We start from the raw sequence: 12,961 nt of genomic DNA on the forward strand, positions 1-12,961 counted from the left end.
AAGCCCTTTTTACTTCGCCTTCAGAATCCGGTTAGATTTGGATGATATTCCGGTATTCATTGGGCGTGGCCCCGTATTTTTTCTTGAACGACTGAATGAAATAGCTGGTATCGTGATATCCCACGGCTTTTCCGATATCCGCTGTTTTCATTCCGCTGTTTTGGAGCAGATTTTTGGCTTCATTTAACCGGGTATTGCTGAGAATTTCGGTGAAATTTATTCCATAGGATCTGCGTATCAAACGGCTTATGTAAGTGGTGCTGAAATGAAAATGTTCCGACAAGAGATCAAGGGACAGGTCGCTGGCATAATTCTCCTTTATATACTCCACAATTTGATTGGCAGTTCCATCGTAATGGGAGAGTGTATTCTTACATCCTTCTGAGATAAGGTTGTTTAAAAATTTTTCCGCATAAGTCATCAGCTCTTCTAAGGTTTGACAATCCAATATCTGATAAATCCAGGCCATGCTCTGATCAAATGAAGAGGAAGGAAGCTGGGATTTTTCGTTGGTTATCTGCACCGCCTGGAGAAGAGTGGCGATAATCAGGTGCTTACAGCGGTTCATATCAGGATACTTCATGGTCATGAACAGATGGGACAGGTGCTGCATATAACTCAGCGCTTCTTCTCTGTTCCCAATTCTTATACTCCTTTCAAATACTTCTTTTCTGGCTTCCGGAATATAATAATCCTCATTTTCAGACGACTGTACATCCTTAAAATACAGGGTAGGGTCATCATTAAAGAAACAGCACTGGTTGAGAGAGAATGTGGCCTGATAGTGCAGAGTGGGTATTTCTGTTAAGCAATGTCCCAGATTGCTGATTCCAAAGGACAGATGAACCCCAAGTTCGGATAAAATCGCCTTTTTGGCCTTATGGGTACCCAGCTGGACAATTGCCATGCAGTCTGTTTCTGTGATGGATTCAGAAAATATAAGCAGAAAATGAATCCTGTCCGCAGAATGAAAGGTCAATGTATCCGCAGTGTAGTTCTTAAAAGTTTCTTTACAGATATTGCTGATGGTCACAGAGGCCATATAATTTTCCAGAACCTTCTGGCGGCAGTCGTTGAGCGGCGGGGTATCCCCTGTAAAAAATGCGATGGAAATTACAATATATTGTCCTACCGGTATTTCAAACAGGCGGAAGGTGTCCAATGCGGGCTCTTCTGAAACATACCGCCCTGCTACCAGATCAGAAAACAGATTGGAACGCAGGGTGGGAAGCGCAGTCTGAAACTGGGCTTTCAATTTCTGAAATTGGGCTTCTTTGTTTTTTCTGATGTGTATGGCCTTGGAGATCTTATTCAATGCTTTTAACAGGGTTTCCTGATCCGTGGGCTTTAACAGATACTCGTCTACATGAAGGTGAAGGGCCTGTTTAACCAGTGCTAATTCATCAAAGCCGGTGAGCAGGATGACATAGACGGACGGATAGTTTTTCTTGATCTCCTGTGTTAAATGGAGTCCGTCCATCACGGGCATCTTTATATCGCTGATGATGATATCGGGTGACAGAACCCGGGTCATTAACAGCGCCTCTTCGCCATTTTCGGCCTGTCCCACCAGCTCATATCCGTTTTCTTTCCATGGAAAGGCGGCCAGCCCTTTTCTTATCATGATTTCATCGTCTGCTATCAATACTTTTGTCATCATATAATCACATCCTCACTGTTCTTTTCTGAGATCCGGCAGGGAAATATAGGGTATCCGGATCGTTACGGTGGTTCCGCTGTTTGGCTGGGATTTGATATCCAATCCGTATTCTGTTCCATAGACATACTGAATCCGGTTATGGACATTTAAAAAGCCGAGCCCGGTGTGGGTGCTGTTGGCGTCGGAGTGGCTGCCCCAGATCTCTGCTAAGCGCTCCGGAGAGATGCCGATACCGTTATCTTTAATGGTAAATATGACCATATTCTCAGACAGTTCCCCTTTCACAAGAATCAATCCGGTGCCGCCTTTCCCTTCTAAACCATGTACAATTGCATTTTCTACCAATGGCTCCAGAATCAGCTTGGGGATGACCAGATCATTCAGGCGGTCGTCCACATCGATGATGGCGCTTATTTTATCCTGATATCTGATTTTTTGAATCAGGAGGTAATCCTGCACGCAGGCCAGTTCCTCTTTCAATGTGATATTTTGATCTTTGTTGATGCTGATCCGCATTAAACGGCTGAGAGAAGACGCCATTTTCGAGATTTCCGGCATACCGTTTAACTGAACGGTCCAGCTGATTGTGTCCAGGACATTATAGATGAAATGGGGATTAATCTGGGCCTGAAGCATTTTGAATTCGGCATCCTTGTACAGGAGCTCCTTTTTATAAACGTTATCGATCAGGCTGTTTATCTTTTGGACCATGGAGTTGAAATGATGGCTTAACTGACCGATTTCATCGTCACTTTCTATGGGAAGGGATACGCTGAAATCACCTTTTGCTGCGATATCCATGAAATGAGCCATTTTGCGGAGCGGACGAACCAGGGATTCGGAAAAGAAGATCACTACCAGGGACACGACACCGGTCATGATTACCACAAAAGAGGCGATCCATCTGAACAGCTGGTTTATCTGCCCATAGAGGGCGTCTTCCGATATGAGGCCGTAAACGACCAGGCCTTTGTCGGGAAGAGCGTTGGCGGTTACAAGAAACGGAGAATTTTCATACTCAATATTTGAAAATGTGGAGGAAGAGGAGTCCAGTTCTGACAAATCACGGTATAAGACGGGAGCATAGGTTTTCCCGCAGATATAGTTTCCCTGTTGATCCAATATGACCAGATTTCCTTTTCCTGCAAAAAAGGACTGGGTGATGCTGCGGTCCAGATAGTCTTTTTTGACGGAAATTGCCAGTGCGCCCAGATTTCTTGTGGTAGTAATGTTGCGAATCTCTTTTAAAAGGCATAATTCCTTTCCTCTCAGAAAATACCATGAGATTCTGCCGCTGTGAGACTCCGACAATTTCTTGATTTCCTGTATTTCGTCGGAATCAAAGGTAGGAATCCTGTTGGGAACTTCGAAAATCATGCCATTGTCCGCAAATATATTGATCGTATTCAATTTATTGGAGGAATAGTTGGTGATCAGTACCCGTTCGGCGGCTGAGAAATAGGAAGGGGGAACCTCGTCGTAGCTATTGTAGGGATCGTCCAGTTTCTCCGTCAATATGGACTGGATTTCCGTACTGTATGATATAAAATCCGCCATATAACAAATGCTGTTTAACGTATTATCCAAAGCGGTGGAGGTCTGGATGACAGCGTCAATGGCCTGCTGCTGTGTGCTGCCCCGTAAGATGGACAAGGTCTTCATATAAATCGGCAGGAAAACAAAAATACTGATCAGCACGATTATAAGAAAAAAATAGGACAGCAGCTTACTTCGTATGGACAGGTTCCTAAAAAAAAGAAGGTTTTTTTTCATAGTCAGCACCCATTTCCTTTGTTGGACGTGTTGATAAAAAAATATTGCTTTTATTATAATGAAATAGTACAAAAATGTTTTCCTAATGTCAAATTAATCGTGCACTATAGATAAGAATATCATATGAAAGGACAAAATAATTATATAAAACCACGGGAAAAAGTGGATAAATACTTTGGATTTCATCGGCCATACCGCTCTGTTATAATGAACTCAGAAATTAACAGAGGGAAGGAGTTTATGAGATTATGCAGAAACTATATTATCAGCCTGAGGACCATTGGTTTGGAGACTGTATGCCGTTTGGACATGATGGAAAATTCTATGTATTTCATCAAAGGGATACGAGAAATCCAAAACCGCTGCGGGAGGGACAGCCCTTTGGCTGGTCTTTGGCAATAACAGATGATTTTATCCATTTTGAAGATTATGGAGAAGTGCTGAAGCGGGGGGCTTACGAGGCACAGGACCAGTACATCTATGCCGGAAGCATTTTTGAAGCGATGGGTAAATTCCATGCGTTTTATACCGGATTTAACCGGGAATATGAGGCGCAGGGGAAGCCGTCCCAGGTTTTAATGCATGCGGTCAGTGACGATCTCATTCACTGGAATAAAACGGAAGACAAGCTCCGGTTTACTCCGCAGCCGGGATATGACCAGAATGACTGGAGAGATCCCTTTGTATTCTGGAATGAAGAAGAAAAGCAGTATTGGCTGATTCTGGGAGCCAGAAAATTGAACGGCAAAAAAATGATTAACGGCTGCAATGTCTATTTTACTTCTGAGGATCTGGAGCAATGGGAATTTAAAGGCGATTTTTGGGCTCCGGGGATTTTTACCATGCACGAGATGCCGGATCTTTTTAAAGAAGGGGAATGGTGGTACCTGTTAAACTCAGAGTACAGTGACAAGAAGAAAATTGTTTACCGTATGAGCAAAAGCCTTTCAGGCCCATGGATAGCTCCTGTGGACGATGCATTTGACGGCAGGGCGTATTATGCGGGCCGAACTTTTAAAGTGGGAGATCAAAGGATTCTGTTCGGCTGGGTCCCTACAAGGGAGGAAAATGACGACAGGAACCAGTTCCAATGGGGAGGCGTTTTGGTGGCTCATGAAGTGTTCCAGAGAGAAGACGGAACCTTAGGCGTAAAGGCTCCCGATACCGTATGGAAGGCATTTGGCAGCGAGGAAAAGGCAGAACAGGATTGGCTGCTTGAAACGGTGGATTCCAGGCAGGAAGCGGTGATCGGACGCCGGTGCGGCCAGCTCTTCCGGATGGAGGCAGACGTAACATTTGAAAATGGAACCCGGGATTTTGCGGTGCGCCTGTATGAAGACGAAGAGACGGGAACCGCATATGAATTCAAGTTCCTGGTTGGGGAAAACAGATTGGTATTTGAAAAAACGCCTAACTTTCCGTGGCCCCAATGTATGAACATAGGTCTGGAACGGACGATTGCGCTGAATCCCGGTGAGAATTACAATATCCGCCTGATCGTGGACGATACGATTGCAACCATTTATGTTAATGGTGTGGCTTTAAATGCGAGGATGTACCAAAAACCTGGTGAAAGTCTGGCCTTTAACGTGACGGACGGTCGGCTGAAGATAAAGAATGTAACCATAGCAAGGGGACTGAAAGAATAATAGGAGGAGAATGTATGAAGAAAAGACGTTTCGTATCATGGGGATTGGCTGCTGCTATGCTGATTAGTACGATTTCAGGGTGTTCTGCAAAAACTCAGACAAAAGAGCCGGCTAAGACGGGAACTGAAACGGCTGCAAACACAGAATCTGCAGCTGCACAGCCTGCGACGGCAGCGGAGAACAGTTCAAAAGACGGCGGAAATGAAGAAAAGGTCAAGCGCCATGTCAAAATCTACACCCAGCTGACGGAGGCGAACGCGAGTTACTGGGTATGGGACGATGCGCTGAAAGCCTATCAGGCCGAGGTAAATCCTAATTTTACATGGGAAGTGGAGACGATTCCGGATCATGACCAGTATTTGAACAAACTGAAATTATACATTGCCGGAGGGGAGCTGCCCGATATGTTCCAGATTCCAAACGGAACGCTTTCGGCGGAACTGGCCGGAGACGGTAAGATGGTGAACATTGAAGAAGAGCTGAAGCGGATGGGAATGTATGATAAATTTAATGCCGGATGTCTGGATTTCCTCAAGTTTGACGACGGCAGCCTGTATCTGTATCCGGATGGAAGGTATTGCGAACTGTTCTGGTACTGGAAGGACACATTTGATAAGTACGGTCTGGAAGTTCCTGTGACCTGGGATGACTTCCTGAACTGCTGTAAGGTATTAAAGGAAAACGGAGAGACTCCCATCTCTTTAGCGGGCTCCCAGTCCTGGCTGAATCTGCGGTTCATCTCATTTATTCCGTGGGTGAGCGGCGGCGGAGAATTTATAAACCAGTTTAAAAAGGGCGATATCAAATATGAGGAAGACCAGAATGCAGTTGACGGAGTGAACCTGATGTATGAACTGGCATCCAACAAATATTTTATCAAAGGTTTTGAAAATTTAGCATTTGCAGACTGTGTGAACGCATTTGCAAGCAAACAGGCGGCAATCGTGTATACAGGATTTAACAATGTGACCGACAGCATGAAAGACGCATACGCCAACGGAGAAATCGGATATTTCCAGGTTCCGTATCCGACCAATTATACGGGAGATACGGTATCCATACCGGTACATACAGGCAAAGCATGGGGAATCAGCCAGAGCGCCTACGACCCGGAACTGCAGAATTTCTTCGAATATTTTGTCAGCCATCATACCCAGTACGCTTATGCCCATCAATTATTCTCTCCGTTAGACGAAGAGATAACCGAGGATCTTCCTGTAGTCATGAAGGATATCTATAAAGATCTGGTAGGCGTGGAACAGGGCTGGATTTCATGGGATGACAAATTTGACCCGGCGACAATCGTAACCAGCGGAGAGCTTGCTATCGAACTTTCACAGGCGCTCATCAAGCCGGAGGAATTTATGAAGAGGATGAATGAATCCGTGGAAAAGAATGCCGGTGAGTATTTTAAATAGACAGAAAAGAGGGAATCTGCATGATATTAGGTAAAAGTAAATGGAAAACGGTGCTGTTTTTCGTCTCTCCCGCAGTGATTCTCTATACTTTGATTGTTTTTGTGCCGATCATATGGTCTTCGGCTTACAGTATGGTGAACTGGAATGGAATCGGGACCATAAAATTTGTGGGACTGGATAATTTTGTGGAGTTATTTGCCCACGACAGGGAGTTTTTCGCGGCTCTCCGCCATACGATCATCTATACCGTACTTCAGATCCTGCTTCAGGTATTTGTGGGATTACTGCTGGCCTTCCTTTTATCAGCGCTTCCTAAGTTCAGAACCGGATTTCAGACGCTTTGTTATCTTCCGGTTATCATATCATCAGTGGCGATCTGCCAGATTTTTGAGAAGCTGATGTCTTTACAGCCAATTGGACTCATTAACTCTCTGTTGGCTAAGATAAACCCCGCATGGGCAGACATAGCCTGGCTGACGGATGTCAGGCTGTGCCTGGGCAGCGCCGCCTTTGTGGAAGGCTATAAATATATGGGAATGTACATGGTGATCTTTTATGCGGCCCTTTTGAGCGTGCCCGCCGATATGATAGAAGCGGCTAAGATCGACGGCGCAAACCGCTTTCAGATCAGCTGGAATATCACGATTCCATATATCAGAGGGATTATCGTTGCGAACTGTGTGCTGGTATTAAACGGTTCTTTAAGGGCATATGACATTCCATTTCTGCTCACAAAAGGCGGGCCGGGAAACTGTGCTCAGCTGATTGCGCCTTATATGTATAAACAGGCGTTCAGCAGCATGAAATATGGATATGGAAGCGCGGTGGCCGTGATGATAGTGATTATTTGCTTTTCTTTTGCCACCGTATTCAGAAAGATATTTGAGAGGGATGAATAAAATGAAGAAGATAAAAGCGCTGTTTTTGCAGCAGGAGGGAGGAAGCTTATGGAAAAAAAGAGCGGACTGAAACGGCCCGGATGGATGGACCTGTTGGTTTATGCGATCGCGGCAGTTGTGCTTGTGATTATGGTGTATCCGTTTTTTTATACGGTGATGTCGGCGTTTAAGACCCCGCTGGAATTTGAACAGAAGCCGCAGTATTCCCTTCCGTCCGGCCTGTATCTGGAGAATATTAAATATGTGCTGATTGAATCTTCCATTCCCAGATACTTTTTAAACAGCATTATCATTTTAGTATGTGTACTGGTTCCAACCCTTTTATTCGGTTCCATGGCGGCATTTGCAATCTGCAAAATACAGTTCAGGGGACAGAAAAAGCTGCTTTCGTATTTCCTTACAGGACTTATGATACCGTTGCAGGTGTGCCTGCTTCCCCTGTATCTGACGTTCAGTAAATTGGGATGGACCGACAGCTTTGCAGGCGTGATTCTGCCTCAAATCGCCTTTCGTTTTCCATATACCATCTACCTGTTCACTAATTTTTTCCGGTTTTTACCGGATGATGTGCTGGAATCCTGTATATTGGACGGATGCAGCCCGATGAAGATGTTTGTTAACATCGTCGTTCCGATGTCGAAAAATGTGTTTTTGACGTTGGCGACGATGAATGGAATTTTTTGCTGGAATGAGTTTTTATTCGCCTATACATTTACGAGCTCTAAGAAGCTGCAGACAATCACGCTGGGGCTTAGGGATTTCGTGGGGATGTATGGAGCTACGGATTGGGGAAGAACATTTACGACAATTGCGCTGACAATTATACCGACGTTGTTTCTGTATTTCTTTTTGAGTAAATATATGCTGGCGGGGATGACGGACGGGGCTGTAAAAGGATAGAGATTTAAAGTAAAACGTGAAGGCATTTCTGAAAATGCCTTCAGGGTTGATGTAAAAAAAGTATGATTCTAAATCCAATCCAGCGAAAACCACCATAAAAGAGGAATCCCATCGGAGATTCCTCTTTTATGCGTCACGTCCCTGAAAATTAAATATATTCTGCCACTTCCCATCTCAGGTATCTGGGAAAAAATGGTCCATCATCCGTTTAACAGCCTCATCCCAAAATACCCAGTCGTGGATACCCTCCCACTCCTCATAAGTCAGTTGATAAGGCAAAGCCCTCAGAAAATCACGGAAACGCATAGTTTCCGGGTAAAGATGGTCTTCTGTGCCGCAGGCCATATAAAACTCCGGTTTTTTCGCCAAACATGCACATTTTTGAGCCATATGATACATATCATCGTCCGGCGAAATCTCCAGATCGGTTCCGAAAATACCTTGAAATTCCTGTCTTTTCGGATTGGTTTCCGGCGTGTCGGCGATGTGCTGCCTGATGTCGGTTACTGCGGAGATCATTCCGCAGGCGGCATACCGGTCGGGATGGGACAGGGCGGTTTTCAGCGCCCCGTAGCCGCCCATGGACATCCCTGCGATAAAACGGTCTTCCGGATTTTTGCTTATCCGGAACATGGACTCACACAGATCCGGAAGTTCTTCGGAAACATAAGTCTGATAATTAACTCCATACCGCATATCGGTGTAAAAACTCCGGTTGACTTCAGGCATGATGACCGCTGCGTGATGGACCTCTGCATACCGTTCCAGATTGGTGTACCGGGTCCACACCAAGTAATTATGCGATCTTCCGTGCAGCAGATATAGAGTTTTAACCGGTTTTTCCCCATCGTATGTATCGTGAGGAAGGATGGCGCAGACAGAAGTCACCATGCGGATGGATTTTGCGTTTATTTCACAGTGGAGAAGCGCCATATTAATGATTTGCCTTGTACTGTTCTGTATATTCTTTGATGATCTGATCTCCGCCTGCTGCCTTCCAGTCTTCGATCGCCGCTTTCCATCCGTCCAAATCCAATTCGCCGATTACATATTTGATCTTGGCGTCGGCAATCTGAGTATCCAAATCGCCGCCGGTTTCAATATTAGTGTCGGAAATATAAGGAAGCACGACATTGTGAACCGCATACTGGGCGTTTTCATTCATCAGCTGGACGATTTTCTGGTTTAATTCCGGCTGGTTGTTGGCTTTCAAATGCTGTGTGGTGTAGAACGGTGTGATCTGGCGGATATCGTTATATTTACGGCCGTAGATTTCAGACTGTTCTTTTGTCTGCTCAACGCCGCCGTCTTTGACGGTATAAGATTCCCCTTCGATTCCCCAGTTCATGCCGTCTGCCATTTCCGGGTCACCCAGTTTATCCAGGAAGGATAAGAGGGATAAAAGCTCTTCCTCTGTTTTTACAGAAGTCTTTGAAAAAGCCAGGCCTCCGGTATATCCCTGATAACCGGTGATGTGATAAGGTTCATCCGGGTCATTCTTTAATAATTGGAAGATGTCTGTGGAAGCATCGGGAAATACGGCATTTAAGTCGGTGACGCGGGTTGCGGCGTCCTCTAAGTTGCCCAGGAACAGCATGCCGGCGGCGCCGGAGGTGAAGTTCTGCATCTCGTCTTTACAGATCGGGAAATCCTGGTTGAACAGTTTTTCTGAATAGGCCTGTCTGAACCATGTTAAGGATTCCGTATAGGTATCAAAGTAAAATTCAGGAACCACATTGCCTTCTTCATCGATGCCCCAGGTGTTCGGTCCTCCCATATAGATGCTGAGGAGTGTGGAGAAACGGGGAAGGGCATTGTATTTTAAAGAGAAACCATAGGTATCGTCTACACCATTTTGATCAGGATCATTATAGGTAAATGCATAGAGTATGTCGTGAAGCTCATCCAATGTGGTGGGCATCTGAAGTCCTAAGTTATCCAGCCAGTCCTGGCGGATCAGCCCGCCTTCTCTGGCAACGTCCCTGACTTTCGGAATCAGGAACTGCTGGCCGTCTATCTGAACATTCTTTAAAATGGTAGGATCGATTTGACTCAGGTTTGGAAAACGGTCTATGTAAGGAGCCACATCCCAGAACATGCCGGAGCGGGCTGCATTAACGAAACCGGAACCCTTAACTTCGCGGATCGTTGTGATCTGGGGAAGATCCTTGGAAGCGATCAAGGTGTTCAGCTTTTCATTGTAGGCCGATTGGGGAACCCATATGATCTTTGGCATGGAGCCTGTATATTCTGCAATTTTAAGTACCAGAGGATTATCATCTGTAGGAGCTTCTGCTCCCGTGTAGTTTACCATTAAAGTAATAGTATCCAATACGGCAGGAGCTTCTGTTTCTGCACCGGTGCCGGAAGCTTCGGTCTGTCCGGACTGTGGGGCGCCTGTTGTCTGTGCCGGAGCGGCCGTATTCTTAGAACCGGAGCCGCAGGCTGTCATTGAAACGAGCATACTTCCTGTTAAGAAGGCGGATAAGAAAATCCTGCCTTTTTTGTTTTTCTGTAAATATGATAATAAACCCATGAAATAACCTCCCAATGTTTAATTTTTATTTGATGCCGGTCTTGTGTACACAATTAAATTGTACGTTTGGGGAATCGATAAAGCAATACTCATTTTCTAGCCGGAATTTTGGGCCCGGAGAGGGAAAAAGGGCGGCCGATGCTCACCTTACCCAATGCTCATCTCTTTACATTCCTACCATGTCATAAAATGAGCATTCTGTGGTTTGGGCGCATAAAATACCTGTTAAAACCGCATAAAACAGCAGGAAATATGATTATTGAGTTATTAAAAATGCACAAATATAATTGAATTATAAAAAGCAGGATGCAAATCCGGAAAGGAGAAGAGATGAAAGATCAAAAAAGCTGTTGGAAAAAAATAAAGACTTATAAGTGGCTGTACATCATGCTGATCCCTGGAGTGATTTACTATCTTCTATTTAAATTCGGCCCCATGTTCGGGCTGATTGCGGCATTTAAGAACTACCAGCCATTTTTAGGATTCTTTGACAGTGAGTGGGTAGGATTTAAATATTTTATCCGTTTCTTTACAGACAAGTCGTTTGGAAAGCTGTTGGGAAATACATTGCTGCTGTCGCTGCTCAATTTGGCGTTTTTCTTTCCAATGCCAATCATTGTAGCTTTGCTTCTTAATGAAGTAAAAGCCAACTGGTTCAAACGGACCGTTCAAAGTGTTGTTTATCTGCCTCATTTTTTATCATGGGTTGTAATTGTAGGTATTTCTTATACCTTATTTACATCGGATGGAGGTATTATAACGGAGGCGCTGAAAAATCTGGGATTTGGACAGATTAATTTTCTCACAAGCCCCGCCTGGTTCCGGCCGATGGTGGTGATGCAGAATATGTGGAAAGAAACAGGATGGGGGACGATCATCTTTCTGGCTGCATTAGCCGGGGTTAATGTGGAGATGTACGAAGCGGCCAAGCTGGATGGCGCGAGCCGTTTCCAGCAAATACTCTATATCACGCTGCCGGCCATCCGAACCACAATCATAACGATGCTGATTCTGAGACTGGGTCACGTTATGGAGTCGGGATTCGACCAGCTTTACAATATGCAGAACGCTATGAACAGGGATGTTGCGGATGTATTTGACACCTATGTATATAGAATGGGCCTTGTAAACGGGCAGCTGAGCTATTCCATCGCCGTGGGCATGTTCAAATCTTTAGTAGGGCTCATATTAGTGCTGACGGCTGATAAGCTGTCTAAAAAAGTAGGGGAGGAGGGAATCTTATGAAAACTGGAAAAAGATCATATGGCGATAAGATATTTGATTCCATCGTGTATGCGGTGCTGGCAATTATAACGCTTGTCACATTTTTCCCCATCCTCTATATCATTGCAGGTTCCTTTGCTTCTGTTAAAGAGCTGGCGGTTAACCGGTTTTTGCTGATTCCCAAAGAACCGACTCTGGATGCGTATAGATATATCTTTTCCACAAGCACCCTGATGCGCAGCATGTTTGTTACGATTATGGTAACTGTAGTCGGTACCATTGTCAATTTATTCATGACCTGCCTGATGGCGTATCCCTTGTCCAGAAAAGAGCTGCCGGGAAGAAAATATCTGATGTATGGGGTGACATTTACTCTGGTATTCAGCGGCGGCATGATTCCAACCTATCTGGTGGTCAATGCGCTGGGGCTGATCGATTCCTATGCATCTCTCATCATACCGGGAGCCATCAGCAGCTTTAACCTGATTTTAGTAAAGAATTTCTTTCAGGAGATTCCGCAGGATTTGATCGATTCCGCGAAAATTGACGGGTGCAATGAAGTAGCCGTTCTTGGGAAGATCGTACTTCCGCTGTCAAAACCAGCTTTGGCTACCTTTACCATGTTTTATGCCGTTGGACATTGGAATACGTTTTTAACCGCATTGCTTTATTTGAATGATTCGAAAAAATGGACGATCCAGGTGCTGTTAAGGCAGATTGTCATCCTTGCACAGGGCGGAATCGGGGACGAGGCGTCCATGGGAATGGAATTTGTGATCCCTTCCCAAAGTGTGAAAATGGCAGTAATCGTGGTGGCGACGCTGCCAATCGTCCTGTTCTATCCGTTTATGCAGAAATATTTTGAGAAAGGTGTGATGGTGGGATCGATTAAGGGATAAATT

General features: G+C 45.0%; 10 protein-coding genes. 6 read left to right on the plus strand and 4 right to left on the minus strand.

Annotated features, from left to right (window positions below; all coding sequences use genetic code 11):
- Positions 1–31: 31 nt before the first annotated feature.
- Together C0033_RS18675 and C0033_RS18680 are read right to left on the minus strand one after the other, a co-directional pair.
- Positions 32–1,660 carry a response regulator gene (locus C0033_RS18675; protein WP_103229416.1) on the minus strand — a complete coding sequence of 543 codons (1,629 nt, stop codon included), beginning with the start codon at positions 1,658–1,660 and terminating at the stop codon, positions 32–34.
- Between the two features lie 12 nt (positions 1,661–1,672).
- Positions 1,673–3,358, minus strand: a complete 1,686-nt coding sequence (locus tag C0033_RS18680; RefSeq protein WP_180994812.1) for a sensor histidine kinase — start codon at positions 3,356–3,358, stop codon at positions 1,673–1,675.
- A gap of 323 nt (positions 3,359–3,681) precedes the next feature.
- Here C0033_RS18680 and C0033_RS18685 point away from each other — a divergent pair, with 323 nt between their 5' ends.
- Genes C0033_RS18685 through C0033_RS18700 form a run of 4 tightly spaced genes read left to right on the plus strand, consistent with a single transcriptional unit; the run spans position 3,682 to position 8,299 of the window.
- The gene (locus C0033_RS18685) at positions 3,682–5,082 is read left to right on the plus strand and encodes a family 43 glycosylhydrolase (protein ID WP_103229418.1); all 1,401 of its coding nucleotides are present in this window, start codon (positions 3,682–3,684) and stop codon (positions 5,080–5,082) included.
- Positions 5,083–5,096: 14 nt separating this feature from the next.
- A complete protein-coding gene (locus tag C0033_RS18690; protein WP_103229419.1) occupies positions 5,097–6,500 on the plus strand; it encodes an extracellular solute-binding protein in 1,404 nt (467 codons plus the stop codon).
- A gap of 20 nt (positions 6,501–6,520) precedes the next feature.
- Positions 6,521–7,399 carry a sugar ABC transporter permease gene (locus tag C0033_RS18695; protein ID WP_103229420.1) on the plus strand — a complete coding sequence of 293 codons (879 nt, stop codon included), beginning with the start codon at positions 6,521–6,523 and terminating at the stop codon, positions 7,397–7,399.
- Between the two features lie 48 nt (positions 7,400–7,447).
- Positions 7,448–8,299, plus strand: a complete 852-nt coding sequence (locus tag C0033_RS18700) for a carbohydrate ABC transporter permease (protein ID WP_103229421.1) — start codon at positions 7,448–7,450, stop codon at positions 8,297–8,299.
- 174 nt (positions 8,300–8,473) lie between these two features.
- On the opposite strand, the gene C0033_RS18705 is transcribed toward C0033_RS18700, so the two are convergent.
- On the minus strand, positions 8,474–9,232 hold the full coding sequence (locus C0033_RS18705; RefSeq protein ID WP_103229422.1) for an alpha/beta hydrolase family protein: 759 nt from the start codon (positions 9,230–9,232) through the stop codon (positions 8,474–8,476).
- A gap of 1 nt (position 9,233) precedes the next feature.
- Positions 9,234–10,763, minus strand: a complete 1,530-nt coding sequence (locus tag C0033_RS18710; RefSeq protein ID WP_180994813.1) for an extracellular solute-binding protein — start codon at positions 10,761–10,763, stop codon at positions 9,234–9,236.
- 402 nt (positions 10,764–11,165) lie between these two features.
- Here C0033_RS18710 and C0033_RS18715 point away from each other — a divergent pair, with 402 nt between their 5' ends.
- Both C0033_RS18715 and C0033_RS18720 read left to right on the plus strand, forming a co-directional pair.
- Complete coding sequence (locus C0033_RS18715) at positions 11,166–12,080, plus strand: ABC transporter permease subunit (protein WP_242984546.1); 915 nt, start codon at positions 11,166–11,168, stop codon at positions 12,078–12,080.
- Positions 12,077–12,958 (plus strand): carbohydrate ABC transporter permease, encoded by an 882-nt coding sequence (locus C0033_RS18720; protein ID WP_103229425.1) that lies wholly within the window; start codon positions 12,077–12,079, stop codon positions 12,956–12,958. The genes C0033_RS18715 and C0033_RS18720 overlap by 4 nt, the downstream gene beginning before the upstream one ends.
- Positions 12,959–12,961 lie beyond the last annotated feature (3 nt).

The sequence above is a fragment of the Clostridium sp. chh4-2 genome (assembly GCF_002899675.1).
Taxonomy (GTDB): domain Bacteria; phylum Bacillota; class Clostridia; order Lachnospirales; family Lachnospiraceae; genus CHH4-2.